15 protein-coding genes are annotated in these 17,897 nt (G+C 40.9%); 1 reads left to right on the top strand and 14 read right to left on the bottom strand.

Going from position 1 to position 17,897, the window contains the following annotated elements; all coding sequences use genetic code 11:
- Window positions 1-96 precede the first annotated feature (96 nt).
- The gene (locus tag CRO21_RS15220) at window positions 97-816 is read right to left on the bottom strand and encodes a TIGR04219 family outer membrane beta-barrel protein (RefSeq protein WP_097080165.1); all 720 of its coding nucleotides are present in this window, start codon (window positions 814-816) and stop codon (window positions 97-99) included.
- Between the two features lie 205 nt (window positions 817-1,021).
- Here CRO21_RS15220 and CRO21_RS15215 point away from each other — a divergent pair, with 205 nt between their 5' ends.
- The gene (locus tag CRO21_RS15215; RefSeq protein ID WP_097080164.1) at window positions 1,022-1,642 is read left to right on the top strand and encodes a riboflavin synthase subunit alpha; all 621 of its coding nucleotides are present in this window, start codon (window positions 1,022-1,024) and stop codon (window positions 1,640-1,642) included.
- Between the two features lie 375 nt (window positions 1,643-2,017).
- On the opposite strand, the gene CRO21_RS15210 is transcribed toward CRO21_RS15215, so the two are convergent.
- From CRO21_RS15210 to CRO21_RS15145, 13 genes are all read right to left on the bottom strand, one after another.
- Window positions 2,018-2,977 carry a TerC family protein gene (locus CRO21_RS15210; protein WP_097080163.1) on the bottom strand — a complete coding sequence of 320 codons (960 nt, stop codon included), beginning with the start codon at window positions 2,975-2,977 and terminating at the stop codon, window positions 2,018-2,020.
- A 663-nt stretch (window positions 2,978-3,640) separates the two neighbouring features.
- Complete coding sequence (locus CRO21_RS15205; RefSeq protein WP_228150466.1) at window positions 3,641-4,153, bottom strand: GNAT family N-acetyltransferase; 513 nt, start codon at window positions 4,151-4,153, stop codon at window positions 3,641-3,643.
- On the bottom strand, window positions 4,137-4,403 hold the full coding sequence (locus CRO21_RS15200) for a type II toxin-antitoxin system TacA family antitoxin (RefSeq protein ID WP_097080161.1): 267 nt from the start codon (window positions 4,401-4,403) through the stop codon (window positions 4,137-4,139). The genes CRO21_RS15205 and CRO21_RS15200 overlap by 17 nt, the downstream gene beginning before the upstream one ends.
- Window positions 4,404-5,050: 647 nt before the next feature.
- Complete coding sequence (locus tag CRO21_RS15190; protein ID WP_097080160.1) at window positions 5,051-7,465, bottom strand: TonB-dependent siderophore receptor; 2,415 nt, start codon at window positions 7,463-7,465, stop codon at window positions 5,051-5,053.
- Window positions 7,466-7,650: 185 nt separating this feature from the next.
- On the bottom strand, window positions 7,651-8,562 hold the full coding sequence (locus tag CRO21_RS15185; protein ID WP_171294069.1) for a FecR family protein: 912 nt from the start codon (window positions 8,560-8,562) through the stop codon (window positions 7,651-7,653).
- Window positions 8,555-9,076, bottom strand: a complete 522-nt coding sequence (locus CRO21_RS15180) for an RNA polymerase sigma factor (RefSeq protein ID WP_097080158.1) — start codon at window positions 9,074-9,076, stop codon at window positions 8,555-8,557. Before CRO21_RS15180 ends, CRO21_RS15185 begins: the two co-directional genes overlap by 8 nt.
- A 291-nt stretch (window positions 9,077-9,367) precedes the next feature.
- A complete protein-coding gene (locus CRO21_RS15175) occupies window positions 9,368-10,564 on the bottom strand; it encodes a hypothetical protein (RefSeq protein WP_213064430.1) in 1,197 nt (398 codons plus the stop codon).
- Between the two features lie 95 nt (window positions 10,565-10,659).
- A complete protein-coding gene (locus CRO21_RS15170; RefSeq protein ID WP_097080157.1) occupies window positions 10,660-12,090 on the bottom strand; it encodes an aspartate ammonia-lyase in 1,431 nt (476 codons plus the stop codon).
- 181 nt (window positions 12,091-12,271) lie between these two features.
- Window positions 12,272-13,912: a thiamine pyrophosphate-binding protein gene (locus CRO21_RS15165; RefSeq protein ID WP_097080156.1), complete on the bottom strand. Its 1,641-nt coding sequence runs from the start codon at window positions 13,910-13,912 to the stop codon at window positions 12,272-12,274.
- Between the two features lie 24 nt (window positions 13,913-13,936).
- Entirely contained in the window at window positions 13,937-15,421 is a 1,485-nt protein-coding gene (locus CRO21_RS15160; RefSeq protein WP_097080155.1) for an aldehyde dehydrogenase, read from the bottom strand.
- Between the two features lie 14 nt (window positions 15,422-15,435).
- Window positions 15,436-16,227, bottom strand: coding sequence for an aspartate dehydrogenase (locus CRO21_RS15155; protein ID WP_097080154.1), 792 nt, complete (start codon window positions 16,225-16,227; stop codon window positions 15,436-15,438).
- A gap of 24 nt (window positions 16,228-16,251) precedes the next feature.
- Complete coding sequence (locus CRO21_RS15150; RefSeq protein WP_097080153.1) at window positions 16,252-17,046, bottom strand: SDR family oxidoreductase; 795 nt, start codon at window positions 17,044-17,046, stop codon at window positions 16,252-16,254.
- Between the two features lie 13 nt (window positions 17,047-17,059).
- The gene (locus CRO21_RS15145) at window positions 17,060-17,887 is read right to left on the bottom strand and encodes an alpha/beta fold hydrolase (protein ID WP_097080152.1); all 828 of its coding nucleotides are present in this window, start codon (window positions 17,885-17,887) and stop codon (window positions 17,060-17,062) included.
- Between the last annotated feature and the right edge of the window lie 10 nt (window positions 17,888-17,897).

The following is a 17,897-nucleotide window of genomic DNA, read 5'->3' as shown; positions in this document are numbered from 1 at the left end:
GATAAATGAGCCAAATACACTTTACAGTCCTGCAATCATGAATTGCTCATGCGATTGCAGGCTGCATCACAACTATTATTTATTCAAACGTTTATATTAGAAATGCGCTTCCAAACCAATATAAGGCCCTTTAAAACGGAACTTTGTATCAATATCATCTTGATCATCAAGATCAATATTTAAGATACGATAGCCCGCTTTGACACCCACATCAACCAGTAAATTATCAACAAAATCGTACTTCACTTCGGCAGATACATCACTGATTTTGGTATCGCTATAACTGGTCAACAAGGCTTCCGCTTTAGCACTTAATCCGGTAAAAGGAAGTTTTGCACCTAAAGCACCATAGAGCATAGGTGCCGTTTCACTGATATTTAGCTTATCTTTGCCGATTAAGCCATGATAAGTCACATCACCGTCCAGATGTTTTGCTGCAATACCGACATCGGCACTGACAATATTATCCAGAAGTTCATAATAAAGAATAAAATCAGTATTGTTTAACTGAATATCAAACGTTGGATTGCCAGCCAATGTCTGCTCTGTTTCTGCATCAATACTGACATGACGAATACGGACATTGGGAATTAAGGGAACTGGATGTTCAAATGATAATGCAAATTGTGCTTGGCCTTTATCATCCAGATCCAGCGCATTGCCACCATCTAAGCGACTTCCAGATCGCCCTTCATTATAATCCCCGCCTAAATTCCAATAATCCACACTACCATACATACCAATCAGATCAGCTTGTGCAAAATTACTTGTTGCCAATGTAGAGGTCGCCAATAGGACACCGTGCCATAATTTCATTGTATTCTTCCTGATAAAATCTAGACTGATTATATAATGAGATCATGATTTGATTGTGAATAATTGATATTGTGTATGTTCAACATCCTCTAGGTGAGAAGCACTCAAATCCGGATGACTTTAACAGCATGAAAAGCCTCACCATGAATTGATTTCTACTTTATACTAAATTCTGGTTATCAAAATTAATTAAAGGGAAAAGATAATGTACACTGGCATCGTCATGGGTGTGGAACACATCCAGAACATACAACTTGCAGATGGCTACCGCACAATCTTTGTCAGCAATACGCAAGGATTATTTGATGATGTTTTTATCGGTGCCAGTGTAGCAATTGATGGCGTATGTCTGACCGTCACCCAGATATCCGAAGATCTGCAATCGATCGCCTTTGATATTTCGGATGTTAGCAATGCCTTAACCACCTTGCAATTCCTGCAAAAAAACAGTCCCGTAAATGTAGAGCGCTCATTTAAAGTCGGTATGGAAAATGGTGGGCACAGTCTGTATGGGCATATCGAAGGCATGGCACAGATCAAACAATTACAGCACCATGGCGCAACCCTGCATCTGGATATTGCCATTCCTGCCGAAAAAATGAAGTATTTCTTTCACAAAGGTTTTATCGGACTACATGGTTGCAGCTTAACCGTCAACAATGTGGATAAGGCGCAGCATTTGATCTCTGTCGATCTGATTCCCGAAACCTTGCGTCTGACCAATCTAAAATTTCTAAAACAGGGCGATTTTGTCAATTTTGAAATTGACCATACGACACGAACACTGGTCGATACCATTGAAGGCATTTATGCCAATCGCCTTTAAATATTTTGCGCCTAAAGACCCTGTACTCCCTAGTAATTAGATAGGGTCACAGGGTCTTTTCATGGAGCAAAACTTAAGAAAATGCCAGTTCGGAATAAATAGTCATTGTTTTGTATAAATAAAACTAATTTCAACGAAAGAATCACGACGGAGTCTTACAAGATTAGGCATATTTTAGGATTAACCTTCGGTTCGACCTACTTTTCTTTCGGGAAAAGTAGGCAAAACCATTTGTCCGCTGCAAACTCGGTCCAATACCGCTAAAAAACAAATTAATTGAAAAACATTATCTTGCAGATAATCTGCTGACCTCGAACAAGCAGCGGACGCTGCTACGAAATACATTTCTTCTACACATCTTATCCCGAATTCACGTTAAGAAAGATTATTTTGTTGCTTATTATAACGAATTGATAGATAAGCAGTGATGGCAAGGACAATTGCAATAAAGCCTAAAGATATCCAGATCGGCATATGGAATACATCCAGCAATAACATCTTGGCACCGATAAACAATAAAATCACCCCTAAACCATAGGGTAAATAATGCATTTTAGCCGCGGCACCAGACAGTAAAAAGAACATCGCACGTAAGCCCAGAATTGCCATCAAGTTGGCACTTAATACAATAAAGGGATCGGTAGTGACCGCAAAAATCGCCGGGATTGAATCAACTGCAAAAATTACATCGGAAAATTCAACCAGAATCAGCACAATAAACAGCGGTGTGACCCAAAGCTTGCCCTGCTCCCGCACAAAAAATTTATTGCCTTGCAGAGTATTGGTAATCGGTAAATGTCCACGCAACCATTTTAGCAATTTCATATCTTCGATATTTGGGTCTTCTTCCTGTCCTTTTAAGAACTTAAATCCGGTATAAACCAAAAATGCACCGAAAATATATAATATCCAAGAAAATTCCTGTACCAGCCATGCGCCGATAAAAATAAAAATGGTTCTTAAAACAATTGCCCCAATCACGCCATATAACAACACCTGACGTTGCAATGCGGGAGGAATGGCAAAAGCCGAGAAAATCATTAGCCAGACAAAGACGTTATCAATTGCCAAAGATTTTTCCAGTAAATAACCGGTGATGTATTCCAGGGTTTTTTGGTTGGCAATGCCGACATCAAATGTCTGTTGTAGATACAACCACAAACCACCGGCAAAAAGCATGGCAACCGAAACCCAAGCGATACTCCACCACGCCGCTTGTTTCAAGGGAACAGGTTGATTCTGTTTTTGTTTAAAGCCTAAAAAGTCGATCAATAGCATGACAAAGACAATGCCAAAGAACACCAGATACAGCCAAATATTACCGACTGACGCCATATTTCATCCTCCATATCCAGCAATTGGGCATAAAAAAACCTCGACCAGTTGCCAGACGAATTTCATCTGTTTTCAACATGATCAAGGTCTTGCCTACACCATCTGGAAGATGATGCTCAGATACCGACTTTTTATTAAAAAGTGTATTGACGATATCTGACACATAGCGGGTTTAAAGCTATGTTTGAGGAGGCTACTCCCCTTGTCGTTTCATTTCGTTTTGGATCGCAATCCATAAGTAAGCACAGCATGCCATAGCTTTAGGTTTTGTGCAAATTTTATCAAAAGGCTTTTCTATCTTTTTTAATTTACTTTAGACATTCTTTGTTTCTATATACTAAGACGTTTGAGATTGAAAAAAGCTCAACTTTGCATCAATTTTAACACCGTGTTTTGTTGTGTATAAAAATTTTCTTTAACTCGTCATTGACTAAAAAATAAACTTTACAAGAATAGGAATTTAATCATATATTTAAAATTCCCTTTCAAAAGGCAGGGCTGTCAAGTTTACAATGCAATCATTCCTAACTTGCAGTGCTTTAGTCGCATCTCAAGAATCCAGAGCGTTCATTACAATTTTTCTTACTGACATCATACCAGGTCTAGTTCTTAAGGATTAATTCCAGTCATATTCGATCGCCATAATGGCAGCGACAAGCCTTTTTAGCCTACATCTGGAATACTTTTCACCAATAAAAATAGTTGTAAATCTAAATCGCTGGATGAAAAGAATCCGAATTTTTTATAAAACTCTGCCACGTCCTTATTTTTTGCATCAATGACTACAACAGCTATGCCAATCGTATCTGCAAGACGTTTAATCGTGGTCAGTGCATGCGCCAATAGATAACGTCCTACACCTTGCCCTTGATGAGACTGGTCTATTGCCAAACGTCCGATCAATGCTGCTTGGATCGGTTGATAAGCAGAAAACTGCTTAAATTGATCAGGCGATTGCGTACGGTGTACTTGTGTCGTCGAAAGACTGTAGAACCCTGCAATCTGATTGTCTTGGTCTATGGCAAGATAGGTACGACTGACTAAACGCTTTTGTAGTTGGCTTGCCTGCTGCTTTAAAAAATTGTTGAGTAATGGCTCTCCACAATCAAAAGTATTTCTATCGTATTTGCTGCTTAATGGCTCAATAGTAAACAGTAACTTAGACAAGTTGCTCACCCAATGCCATTAATGCCTTTAATTTATCATTGGCTTGTGGTGGGTTTTCCAATGCCTTATTCAGTTTTTCCCAATCTTGTGCATTTACGGTAATTCGTTGCTGTTGTTCAATCAGGCTTAATGCCTTTTCATAGGATTGTTGCAACATAAAGGCACTTACCGTTGTTCCTGTTAGGGCTGCTGCCTGTTCAATCACTTGTTTGGCTTCTCGGGTTGCTCTTAAATTAATCCGTTCAATTGCTGCGCTCATAATCTCACCATAATGTACATTAATATTAAGTACATTGTAGTGCAAACTTTGGTATGGCGCTATATGTTGGTATGTTTTAGTTTTTACTCTTTGTGATTCGTATTGATGTCATAAGTCATTAATATCAACCTTGATGCATTTCTGATTGCTTCGTGCATTTGCAATACGGTTGAGTTCAATATCTTCAAGCTGTTCTATCATGGTTTGATATAGATCGACTGAGATGCAATAAAATGCTGGGATATTGCGATTCAGGATAGCGATAGGTTCGCCATGTGCTACCTATATGGTTTGCCTCAGGGCTCTTTTTATTTCTGTAATGCTGGCGGTCATACGTGCATGTATTAATTAGGGTATGTCGTATATCCTTTTAGTCAAAATGGGGTCAGAAATTAGTATAGAATAAAGCACGGTTACCGTACTGGACGCTCCTTGCGAGATACATCTCTCAAGTCCGGCATGACGAATCCAATTTTGGTGGAAATTAACAGTCCTACTATAAGCAAGGTATTTAATTAAAAATTTCCTGTTTCTATATACTAAGACGAATGAGATTGAAAAAAAGCTCATAAATTTGTGTTAACTTTTGTAAAAAAGTATTTTAAAGCACTATCCGAAAATGGTGCTTTACATCAGCAGATTCAAATTTAATATTTCGCACGTAACGTCAGTAAGAAATTACGCGGTTCACCGTAGATGTTGTAGTAACTTGCATATCCAGGATAATATAAATAAGACGTATCGAAGAGATTATTCCCTTGTAGTGAAATTTGCCAATTCGGATTAATTTGATATCCAATACGAGCATTCACAGTTGCATAACCACTTTGTTTAATATCCGTGGTATATACATCACTTTGTGCTTGTACACCAACTCCTATATCCATCCCATCTAACATTCCTGCTAAAATACTTTTATCAAATTGATAAACTGACCACAATTTAAACGTTTGCTCTGGAATGACATCTGGTGAAAAACGTTTTCCTACATTTGAACTATTACTATCATTGAGATACTCCAAATTATTGTAAGTATAGCCTGTTATCAAACTCCAATTCGGGGTTGGCTTGCCTGTGATCTCTAATTCAACACCTCGGGATTGTACTTCTCCAGCAGCTTGATAACATATTCCTCCCCGACCTGGACAACCTGTATGCAAAGGATCAATCACGCCACGATTTCTATCCCGAATTTGGAAAATCGCAGCAGTTACATTTAAATCACCATCTAAAAAATCAGCTTTAACACCTGTTTCAATTTGCCAGCCTATACGAGGGTCAAGTGCTTCACCTAAATAATTTTGTGATGTCTGAGGGACGAAAGACTCTGCATAACTAGCATACCAAGTAAACTGCTCGTTTAAGTCCCACACCAAACCTACATAAGGTGTAAACTCATTTTTTACTTTTGCCGTACCTTCAATCCATGCTGTCGTTGTTTCAGCAATAGTTCTACTTTTCGGCTTATAGTCCGACAATCGACCACCAAGTGTTAAAGTCAGAGGATCAAGAATCCTGATCTGTGCTGATATATAAAACCCACTTTTTTTGTTTAAGTTATAGGCTGTACTGTTAATGCTTTTATTTACAATACTGGAATAATCATGCTGGTTTAATACATCAACCTGAGTCGGATAAGCATAGATATTACCATATAAATCATGATCTTCAGAAACATTATAACCAATCAATAATTTATGCTCTCGATCAAATACATGAATAGGACCTGAAAAATGAATATCATAATTTTTCTCAGTTCGATCCCAATCAATATAACCCAATCCAACATCTGCCTTACCATTAATATCTAATTTAGAAAAAGCAAAAAGTCCGTAATATTGATTTTCAAGTTCACGATGGTTAAAAGAAATTTTACCTACCCAATCGTTATCAAATTTATATTGGAAATCTAGTGCTAAATCTATTTGTTCTTTATCTGAATATTTGTTGTAACCTACAAAAGCATTTCTATTTGGAACTTGTCCTAAGTGATTAAATGGCAATCCCCAGTTGTTTATATAGCGCTCTTTCACATAAGTTGAAGAAAGCCCTAATGTTGCATTTTCCACAATATCATATTCAACCACACCGTATACGGTAGTTTTTTCATCATTTTTAGCGTGGTCATAGTGTTTCCCCTGACTATTTTGTACAGCGACCAAGCGACCACGTAAACTCCCATCTTGATTGAATGGACTACTCACATCAAATTCAGAACGATAGCTGCCCCATGAACCACCTGAAATTGCAGCAGAACCTTGAGCATTTAAAGTTGGTCTTTTCCGCACAAAATTGATTGATCCACTAGGTTCGCCACTACCCGTTAATAAACTTGTTGGACCTTTTAAAATTTCAATCCTTTCAAAGAGTGCTGGATCTTCATTAGATGGACTTTCTGACCATGATACGCCATTGACTTGTGTATTGGCTGCCGCAAATCTAATTTGATATAATTCTCGTCCTATTTCACCTGTCGTAGTGACCCCTGTTGCTTGATTTAAAGCTTTGGCAATACTAGTAAATCCTTGATCTTCTATTTGCTTTTGGGTCATAACAGATACAGACTGAGGAATTTCTTTTAAACTTTGTTCAGTTTTTCCAATGCTTACCTTTCTAGCAACATAACTTTCTTCTTCTGCAACCACTGTTATCGCCGGCAACTGCACTGCATTTGCATCACGGCTTGCTCTTCCTGATGCATTCACATCAATCGGTTTTAGCTGCCCCATATTACGAGCTTGAGGTATTCCCTCTACAATCGAAAATTTATTTTCACCAATCTTTTTAATCTGTAAATTTTTGCCTTTTAAAAGTTGTTGTAGTGCTTGTTCAACAGTGAGCTCTTGATTCAATGTTTCTGACTGATAATTATTTACAGCTTTCGTCACAAATAAAATCTGTGTACCACTTTGCTGTGCCAGACTTTGTAATGCCAAGTCCAGACGTTGTGCCGGAATCTGTATAGCATAGATTGTTTCCGCAAAGACTGCGCCCGCATACAATGCAGAGGCCAATATTAAAGTGATACGTTTTAAACGCAAATTCGTTTTATGTTTGATCATTGATTTTTCCCCAAAATTCGACTTTTTACACAATTTTTTGTGCCTGTATCCTGTATGTCGTTTCGGAAATAAAAGTTGTACACCACTTTTTAAAATATTTTTAATTTTTTTTCTTTATCACGCTATATGACGTTTGAAACACTAAAAAAGCTCAAGCAAAAATGTAATTTCTTGTAAATTTATCTCTATTTCTTCGCAATCACCATCGAACCATCATCCTGTTCAACAAGTTTAACAGGTGCAAAACTTGGTAACGCACGTATTAGTTGCATGCGCTGAGTTAAATCGGCCTGACCAGAAATTCGTAATTTCGCCAATTCATCAGATTGAATGCTTACCGGTAAATCACCATAACGTTTTAATTCGGCCAACACATCAGCCAGCCTCTGATTATTAAAATAGTAATATCCTTTTTGCCAGGCAATCAACCGCTGTACATCCTGTATCTGTTGTGAAGCCGCAAATTGTCCTTGTACAGTCGAGATACTCTGCCCCGTCATTAAAATTGTAGACTGTTGTTGATCCGCCGACCAGACCCGAACTTGTCCCTGCACCACTGCGATTTGTGCATCATATTGTGCCAGTTTACGCACATTAAAGATGGTGCCAATATCTTCAATACGAATATCACCTGCCTGAACGTTGAAATCACGCTCTGCCCACGGCAACCAGTGATGCCATGCCGCATGTTGCACATGGAAGGTTGCTTCACCTTGCTGTAACTGAATGGTTCTGGAAAATAAGCGATAAGCAACCTGTAATTGTGTAGCAGTATTGAGTTGAACTCGACTGCCATCCGATAGAACATAATCTTTTTGCTCACCGACTTCTGTACTTAACAGATGCTGTTCATACACCGGATTCCACCAGCATATTCCACCCAATGTTGCCAAAACAAGCAGCGATAAAATCTTTTTCTGATGCTGCCGCTGTTTTTTCTGTCGCTCTAAAGCAGCCTGAATAATATCTTCAGGTTTAGGGAGTTGTGCAATCAGTGCATCTTCAAAAGGTTCCAAAGCTTGTTGTATCTGTCTTTGCTTTTTGACCCGTTCCGAATCCTGTTGTTGTTCATGCTCAGGTTGTTGTTGATTATTCATCATGCACCAGCAAAATAGGTAACATGATTTTAAAGGCTTTTGCCAAATAACGTGCCACCATGCCTCTGGATAAATTCAGATGTTCTGCCACTTCATGTTGCGAATAATGATAAAGCTGGGTCAAAATAAAAATATCGCGACAATTCTCAGGCAATTGCTGAATGGTTAGCAGCAGAATTTGTTCTCGTTGCTGTTTGGCAAATTGTAGTTCTGGTGAAGTGAGTGTTTTTTGATGTGATCCCACATAATCTTGTGGCTCCTGACAAAAATCCATCCATTTGTGCACATGCTTTTCTTTACGGTAAAAATCAATGGCAACACGCAAACAAATGGTGCGTAAAAAAGCCATTGGGCTTTGAATTTCCTCCGGTTGTATGGTTTTTTGTAAGACCCGAATACAGGTTTCTTGTACCACTTCCTGCGCAAATTGGCGATCACCAAAACGATAGCTAATATAATCAACAAGATCGTCATGATACGTGACCAGTGCCTCAATCAATGGATTGTTCTTCATCTTGACATGGATAGAGTGAATGTGAAATTTAATGAGAATTATATGCAATTGAAAATTTATATACAATGTTGTTCTTTATGTCAGCAAAAAATTTTATAACCGTGTTGTTGTAAGATATGTTGGCCGTCTCCAGCAATCAGAAGACAACCAACACATATTTTAAATCGTGACATGCCTGATAATTCATTTAACCATCATTTCAATTCCTCTATCCATAGAGATCAAGGTTTCTACAAACACTTTTTGAATCAAAGCAGACCATCATAAAAAATGTCTGCTCATATGCCGCTACTACCAAGTAAAACCAAAATTTACATTAATTCGATATAGCCATTTATCACTATTCATCGAGCTGGTACTGGTAAAACCGGTACTATTGGTCGCCCCGCCAATAATATTGGCATTTTTGCCCCAGGTATAATCTGCCCATACCAAGAATGGATTGGCGATAAACATCATACCCGTCGTATTCATTTGCGAAGCAGACCAGTCGTGACGTTTTTTATCCAGATAACTATAATCATTATAGAATTTAATTGCTTTTAGTTTGCCAAAATCCTTTACTGGCAAAGTATAAGCCACATTTAAACTGGAGATTGTGCCTTCAGAGGCAATGAAATACGCAGGCGTTAATCCATTGACACCCATTAAGGTCATATCGCCATCGACACCTTCAGGATTTTTGGCATCATATTTATAGTGAATAACCGAACCCTGTAGGTTCCAGCGATCAATATTGCTATTGGCATGTGCACCCAGTGCATAATATTTACCATTTTTATCGGTGGTTTTATTATGTAGTTGAGAAACTGCACCGGATAACCCGACTTCCTGTTTACCCACCTCGGTATCGAATTTTTTCACAATACGGGCATTGACCTGATTTTGCTTTTCATTCTGATAGCCTTTTTGAGGGGCAAAAGCATTTTCTGTCAAATCATCATAGGTTGCACTTTCCGGCGAATAACGCAAATCCGTCGCCAACATACGCGGATAATAACCCAGACGAACATCCCAGTCCTGATCCACATAATTCCAGTTTAATCCCGGTGCAACATTGTTACCATAGCCCAAGAAAAAAGGGATATGGTAAGTCCAGCCATTTTGTGGATAGGGATAAATGGCAAAAGGTTTATAAACAAATCCTGCTTCTATACTATTATTTTGATTAAAGTTATAGCCGACATAGGCTTTTTCAATTGACGTGTATTCTTGATCCTGCAAGATATAGCTGGAATTAAGATAAAAATCATCATATTTACCTTTGAGATCTACCCGAAAAATATCAAAATGCGTTTTACCTGCACCATCGTTTTCACCACCCCAACTTTCATAACGATGGTTAAAACGCACGACTCCGCCTAATTTCAACGATTGACTACCATCATCATTTTTCCACTCCAAAAACGAATCTGCTGCTACCGCATTGAATGACAAGGTACTCATCAATGCACTAAAAACCATGAATGGTCTGCTCAATTTTTTCATTGCAATACTCCTCGCTACTCACCCTTTCATACCCCAAGGCTTTGACTTGTTTTATATATGAAACTTTGTTTTTACAAAATTTCGGTTAAAAAAATTTAGATGGCGATGGGTTTTAGTACACGACAATATGCATCATCGGATACCAGATTCTGAACAGAAAAAATCTCGTTAAGCTGCTGCTGTGTCAACAATTTTTTCTCAAGTACGACTTCGGGCACAGTTTTATTTTCGGCAATGCATTGTTTACCAATCAGATCACAGCATTCATGTCCCAGAATAGGATCAAGTAAGGTAATAATGCCAATACTGTTTAATACGGCCGCATGACATTGTTTGGCATTTGCGCTAATGCCCTGAATACATTTTTGATCCAGACTCTCAATGGCTTTGCACAGTAACGACAGTGATTCATTCATACATGCTGCAATGACTGGCTCCATGACATTGAGCTGTAATTGCCCAGCTTCTGCGGCCATGGTCACGGTCATATCATTCCCAATCACTTTAAAGGCGATTTGATTCACCACCTCTGGAATCACTGGATTCACTTTGGCTGGCATAATCGATGATCCGGCTTGTAACTGCGGCAAATTAATTTCATTTAAGCCAGTTCGCGGGCCGGAAGACAGCAAACGTAAGTCATTACAAATTTTGGAAAGTTTACAAGCCAAACGTTTTAAACAACTTGAAATTAGGATAAATACCCCACAATCACTGGTTGCTTCGATATAATCTGAAGCCCCTTTTAATTCTAATCCGGTAATTTTTTTCAGATGTTGTACAGCCTGTCCTGCATAACCAGTACCTGTATTGACGCCTGTGCCAATCGCGGTTGCACCCAGATTAACTTCAAGCAATAGCGGTCTTAATTTTTGGATAAGTGTCCGATCTTCTCTGAGCAAAGTGGCATAGGCTTTAAATTCCTGTCCCAGTGTCATAGGGACCGCATCCTGCAACTGGGTACGGCCCATTTTAATGACCGATTTAAATTCTCTAGATTTTTTATCAATACTTTTAATAATATGATTTAAGCTGATAATCAGTTCATCAATTTGATAATACAGCGATAATCTTAAAGCAGTGGGGTAAACATCATTGGTTGATTGTGATTTATTTACCACATCGTTAGGATGGATAATATCGTAGCGACCTTTCTCATACCCCAGATGCTTCAAGGCAATATTGGCAATCACCTCATTACAGTTCATGTTAATCGACGTACCAGCGCCACCCTGATAAATATCCAGTGGAAAAACATGTTGCCACTGTTGTGGTTGATCAATTATTTTCTTGCAGGCATATAAAATCGCATCACACTGGAATTTACTGATTTTATGATAATCATAATTGGTCAGGGCAGATGCCTGTTTCACCTGAGCCAGTGCTTTAATGAATAAATGATTCTGGCCAATCTGTTGCTGGGAAATCTGGAAATTATCTAAAGCACGTTGTGTATGAATGCCATAATAGGCATCCGCTGGAATTTCTCGTTCACCGAGTAAATCATGTTCTCGCCGACTGCTCATCTGTTCACCTTTACATCATGAAGCTACATAATCAAAAAGCCCCCTAATCACACTAAAGGGATATCACACAAATTTTGGGTACAACTCTCCCCTGCGTTGCTTAAGGCCGCCTTAAATAAGGAGAGTAAGTCCTCTCTAACAGAAAGAATCAGAGAGGTTTAGACATTCACTGCACAGTGAATTAATACAGTTTTTTCTGCGGTGGTCCGGCAAATTTCAACGGACCAATCGCATTCATATCCAGCTCAATCACACTCGGACCTTGCCATGCCACTGCTTCCTGAATCACTGTTTTGAATTCGTCAGCACTGGATACACGCCAGCTTTTTGCGCCCATTGCTTCACCCAGCATTTTAAAATCGGGTGCATGCAATTCATTGAAATACTGACGACCACCAAAATAATTATTCTGGATACCCCGCATAACGCCATAACCGCCATCATTCATAATCATTAACACCAGATTGGTACCTTCCTGCACCATGGTGGCAATTTCACCGACACCCAGTGCAAGACCACCATCACCGACCAGACCGACCACTTTTTTGTCTGGATTTGCAATGGATGTACCAATGGCCATCGCCAGCCCCAGACCGATTGCCCCAGCAAGGGAATGGATATTCTGATTGGGTTGTTGTACCGGAAATAAACGGCTGCCCCAAGTACTGCCAGACATGGTGATATCACGTACCAGAATGCCATCTTGCGGTAAAGCAGCTCTTAAATGCTGACAAATCAGGCTATATTGATCCAGTTGTGTTGTTAATGCTTCGATCGCAGCTTGTCTGGCTGCCGTGATAGCGGCATCATAAGCTGAATCAATTTTACTGATGCCTTGTAATTGCGCCAACGTAGACTGTAAAACCGCCTTGGCATCGCCTGCAATAAACTGACGCACTTTATAATTACGTTGTTGCGCCACAGGATTAGCATCAATCTGAATCAGATTATCCGGAAATTTGAGTGAATAGGTTTTGGTTTCATTGCTGCGTAAACGAGAACCGACCACCACCATTAAATCCGCATCAGCCAACAGTTTTTCAACTGCCGCAGAATTGTGAAATGCACCTAAAGTACGTGGATGCTCATCAGCAAGAATGCCACGACCATGGGTCGAGGACACCACTGGAATTCCCAAATCCGCAATAGCACGAATTTCATCCACACAATGCAATGCACCGCCACCTATCCAGAAAATTGGACGTTGTGCTTTTTTAATTTCCTCACTCAGCAAATTGATTTCTGATGCTGAAACAGAGGGTAGTTGCAATGCGTGTACAGGCCCCAAATTTTGCGGTAAATCAATTTCTGCGGCTTGTACATCAATTGGAATCTCAACACTCACCGGACCCATAGGCACAGTGGTCGCCACCCGAATTGCCTCACGGATAATACCCACAGCCTGATCCGGGCTGGTGATGCGAAATGCAGCTTTGCTTGATGCTTTTAAAAAAGTCAGCTGATCTTTGGTTTCATGGATAAAACTGGCATCACGATCCAGATATTCCCGTTCGACTTGACCGGTAAGATGTAATACCGGGCTTGCCGCATTCATCGATTCAATCAATGCACCAATGGCATTACCTGCCCCAGCACCAGTACTGGTTAATGCCACACCTAAACCTTTAAAACGGGCATGTGCATCGGCCATGGTGACACTGCCGGCTTCGCCACGTGCTGCGACAAAACGGATTTTTTCACGACGCCCTACAGCATCGGCAATCGGTAAATTATGAATAGAAATGACACCATAAATACTCTCGACCTGATGTTGTTCCAACACTCGAGCAATGGCTTCGCCTACATTGACACGCTCAGTCATACCTTGATTCCTTTAATTAATATGTTAAACCCGATTGAATGGATCAGACCAATTGTTTGGTTGTTCATTTAAGCCGATGTAAATACTTTTTTGCTGGGTATAGGCCAGCAAGCCCTGACGGCCTTTTTCCCGACCAATCCCACTTTCCTTATAACCACCAAAAGGGGCAGAAATTGAAAATTTCTTATAGGTATTGACCCATACAGTGCCGACTTCCAGTGCCTTGGCCAGTTGCCATGCTTTACGGTAATTTTCGGTCCAGATCCCTGCGGCCAAACCATAGCAACTGTCGTTGGCCTGAACGAGTAGATCCTGTTCATTGTCATAGGGTAATACCACCAGAACAGGGCCAAAAATCTCTTCCTGACAAGTCTGTGCCTGATTACTCAGTCCAGTAATAATGGTGGGCGTATAGAAACTGCCTTTGGCAAAATCGCCATCAGTAAGAATCTGCCCACCAATTTCGACCTTACCGCCTTCTTGGATTGCCAGTTGCACATAACGATCCACCGATGCTAAATGTGCCTGACTAATCAGGGGGCCGACATGCGTGCCGGCTTGTTCCGGATGTCCAATGGTCAGATTTTGGGTAATATCAATCAGGCGTTCTAAACATTGCTCATAAATACTGCGGTGGATAAACAATCTTGAACCAGCAATACATGCTTGTCCGGCAGAGCTAAAAATGCCATAGGCAATGCCTTTACACGCCAGTTCGATATCGGCATCCGCTAAAATAATGGTGGGAGATTTGCCACCCAGTTCCAAAGAAGTAGTGATCAATTTCTCCGCAGCAATATGCGCCAGATGACGTCCTGTATTGGTGCCACCAGTAAAAGAGATTTTTTTCACCAATGGATGTTTAACAATCGCTTCACCGACCACAGAACCTTTACCTACCAGCACACTGAGCAAGCCTTTTGGTAATCCGGCCTGTTCAAAGATCTTTGCCAGTTCCAGTGCAATCAGGGAAGTTGCCTCAGCTGGTTTTAAAATTACTGCATTTCCTGCCGCCAAGGCTGGTGCTAACTTTTGTACTTCGCTGGCAATCGGTGAATTCCATGGCGTAATCGCTGCCACGACACCAACCGGCTCATGAATACTCATGGTGAGTACATCATTGGCACGTTGTGAAGTCAGTTCTTCGTCCATGCTTTCACAGGCAGCCGCTACATAGCGTGCGGTTGCTGCGGCACTCAATACCAGACCTTTGGTTTCTGTTAAAGGTTTACCATTGTCACGGGTTTGCAGACGACTCAACTCATCGGCACGTGCTTCGATCAAATCGGCGACTTTATATAGAATCTTGGCACGCTGAAACGGTAAACTATTACGCCAGCTTGGTTCACGCCATGCCTGTTCGGCTTTTTGGATGGCTTCTTCTACATCGTCCAGACTGGCAGTCGACAATTGCGCATTCACAATACGATGATCGGCGGGGAAAATACTCTCAATCACGTTGCCCTTGCCCACACGCCATTCACCTGCAACATAAATTTCTTTGATCATGTCTTGCTCCATCCTTAAATTTGTACCGCATCAACACTATGGCGACATGCCCGAATCACACTTAATGCAGCAAGTGTTGAGGTCTTGGGATTGCTTTCCAGAGGTACACCCACCAGTTCAATCTGCATTTTTCCAAAGCGACCTTCGACCTCAATGGTATGTTTGTTTTTATTGATGGCTGGATCTACAGTAAGTTCTACAATCGTGTCATCCATGCCTACACCAGCCAGTGCAATGGTGGCTGCAACATTGGCATTGGCGGGGAATTTCAATGCAGCATCGCGTGCCGTACCGCGATAAAACACCTGTGCTTCACGTACCTGATCCAGATCAATCAATTGTTCTGCATAACTGCCACGCCAGCTTTTGGGGCTTTTACAGCCTTTATAGATGACCCGTTCCAGACCACCTTCTTTGGCGGCAGAAATTCCATCAATTCCGGCAATGGCACCTGCCAATACATGCAAATGCGCACCATTTTTTTCGGCAGTGGCTTTTAAATCGGTAAATAAATCCAGGTTGGCTAATGTCCCGACAGAAATCAATCCTAGTGACCAACCACGTTGTAAGATCTTTTTGGCGTGCTCATGCACTGCTGCCTGACCTGCCACTTCAACCACATAATCCGGTTCGCCTAGACATTCCTCTATACTGGAAATGACCTGAATTTCCTGACTTACTTTTGCCTGTACTGCTGCCTTACTGCTGGCAGGCACAACAATCCATTTCAGTTTTAAATCATCTGGTAAATTGGCATACACTTCTGAAGCCATTGCACCAAACCCGATCATCATCAGTTGCTTCATTGCTACCTACCTTATCTACCTGATTTATAAATGCTTGTTAAAGCCGCCAGAAACATCAATGGTTGCGCCTGTGGTATAGGACGCCAGTGGTGAAGCCAGAAAAACCAGTGCATGCGCAGGTTCTTCCGGTTTTCCTAGCCGTTGCATTGGAATGCCACGTTTTTTGGCAATGTTTGCTGTCCAGTCTTCCCAACTGATGTCCCGATCAGTACGTTCCTGATAGCGTCTTTTCCACTGCGCAGATTCCACCATACCCAATAAAATTGAATTGACACGGATATGAAATTGAGAGAACTCATGCGCCAGCGAATGGGTTAAATTCAATAGCGCCGCCCGGGCAGAAGACGTAGCGATCATATGTGGTTCGGGTTGTAAGGCCAGCAAGGAATTTACATTGGTAATCGATGCATATTGAGAACATTTCAATTGCGGTAAAAAGGCTTTAATGGGATATAACACGCTAAAATATTTCAGCTCAATTTCCTTGATCCAGTCTTCATCTTGCGTATTTTCAAAATTGGAAACCCGTCCTTGTCCTGCATTGTTAATCAGTAAATCAATACCGCCAAAAATGGTATTAACCTGCTGTGCAAATCTTTCTACATCCTGTTTGTCCAGTACATTACAGGCCTGAACAAAAATATCTGCCTGTGGAAATTTTTCCAGAATATAGTCTTTGGACTGTGCCAGACGCTCTGGATTACGTCCGCACCATGCAACCCTTGCACCTTCTGCAACCAGAATTTCCACCACAGCCAAGCCAATACCAGACGAGCCGCCTGTGACCACTGCGATTTTTCCTTCAACTTGGAAGCTCATATTTATATCCTTCTTACAAGGTTGCTGATTGTGCAGATAAAATAATTTGATTAAATTGTTCAGGTTGATCGAGATAACTTAAATGACCAGCCTGATTGATTTGAAGAAACTGCTGCGTTGCCATTTCCTGTACCAAACGTCGAATATTTTCAGGCGGCGTGATCTCATCCTGTTTTGCAGCAATCACCACGCACGGAACTTTTAGATCCTTTATATAATTACGAATTTCGTCATAGGCCAGTAAATAAGAGGCTTGAGTAAATCCTTCCAGACGTAATTTTTCCATGACGCTGGTAATCAGTGTCAGTGCCTGCGGTTCATGTTGATACAGCATATGTGGACCTCGCGCTTTTGCCAGACCATAGGCACCAAGCTTTGCCAGCAGTTGAGGTCGTTTGGCAAATACCTTCGCTTTTTCTTGCTCGCTGTGACGCTGATAGCCTTGTGCTACATTGGCAATCACCAATTGTTTGACCCGCTCAGGATAAGCATAGGCAAAAGCACTGGCCTGCATGGCACCCAGCGAATGACCAACCAGAACGACCTGATCTGCACCAAGAACATCCAGCAAGCCTTTTAAACGCTCGGCATAATCTTTTGCACTCGGTTGCGAATTATTCAGACAATCGGACAAGCCATAACCCGGTGCATCCCAGGCAATCACATGATAATGATGACTCAATTGCTCAAGCTGATTGATCCATGACCCCGAACCCGAGCTAATCCCGTGTAGTAAAACCAGATATGGACCTTCGCCCGATTCCCGATAGCCTTGCTGAACACCATTCAGACTGACCGTCTTCACCGGATAATGTGCCAACTTTTCAATTAGAGTCATCATCTGCTCTCCC

It is taken from the genome of Acinetobacter puyangensis, assembly GCF_900096995.1.
Classification (GTDB): domain Bacteria; phylum Pseudomonadota; class Gammaproteobacteria; order Pseudomonadales; family Moraxellaceae; genus Acinetobacter; species Acinetobacter puyangensis.
This window is presented reverse-complemented; position numbering and strand designations above follow the sequence as displayed.

Excerpts from the sequence above, each read along its gene's own strand:
- CRO21_RS15220 (WP_097080165.1), bottom strand. The coding sequence starts at position 816 with ATGAAATTATGGCACGGTGTCCTATTGGCGACCTCTACATTGGCAACA.
- CRO21_RS15165 (WP_097080156.1), bottom strand. The coding sequence starts at position 13,912 with ATGACTGAGCGTGTCAATGTAGGCGAAGCCATTGCTCGAGTGTTGGAA.
- CRO21_RS15185 (WP_171294069.1), bottom strand. The coding sequence starts at position 8,562 with ATGAATAATCAACAACAACCTGAGCATGAACAACAACAGGATTCGGAA.
- CRO21_RS15175 (WP_213064430.1), bottom strand. The coding sequence starts at position 10,564 with ATGAAAAAATTGAGCAGACCATTCATGGTTTTTAGTGCATTGATGAGT.
- CRO21_RS15160 (WP_097080155.1), bottom strand. The coding sequence starts at position 15,421 with ATGATCAAAGAAATTTATGTTGCAGGTGAATGGCGTGTGGGCAAGGGC.
- CRO21_RS15155 (WP_097080154.1), bottom strand. The coding sequence starts at position 16,227 with ATGAAGCAACTGATGATGATCGGGTTTGGTGCAATGGCTTCAGAAGTG.
- CRO21_RS15180 (WP_097080158.1), bottom strand. The coding sequence starts at position 9,076 with ATGAAGAACAATCCATTGATTGAGGCACTGGTCACGTATCATGACGAT.
- CRO21_RS15215 (WP_097080164.1), top strand. The coding sequence starts at position 1,022 with ATGTACACTGGCATCGTCATGGGTGTGGAACACATCCAGAACATACAA.
- CRO21_RS15170 (WP_097080157.1), bottom strand. The coding sequence starts at position 12,090 with ATGAGCAGTCGGCGAGAACATGATTTACTCGGTGAACGAGAAATTCCA.
- CRO21_RS15145 (WP_097080152.1), bottom strand. The coding sequence starts at position 17,887 with ATGATGACTCTAATTGAAAAGTTGGCACATTATCCGGTGAAGACGGTC.
- CRO21_RS15210 (WP_097080163.1), bottom strand. The coding sequence starts at position 2,977 with ATGGCGTCAGTCGGTAATATTTGGCTGTATCTGGTGTTCTTTGGCATT.
- CRO21_RS15200 (WP_097080161.1), bottom strand. The coding sequence starts at position 4,403 with ATGAGCGCAGCAATTGAACGGATTAATTTAAGAGCAACCCGAGAAGCC.
- CRO21_RS15150 (WP_097080153.1), bottom strand. The coding sequence starts at position 17,046 with ATGAGCTTCCAAGTTGAAGGAAAAATCGCAGTGGTCACAGGCGGCTCG.
- CRO21_RS15190 (WP_097080160.1), bottom strand. The coding sequence starts at position 7,465 with ATGATCAAACATAAAACGAATTTGCGTTTAAAACGTATCACTTTAATA.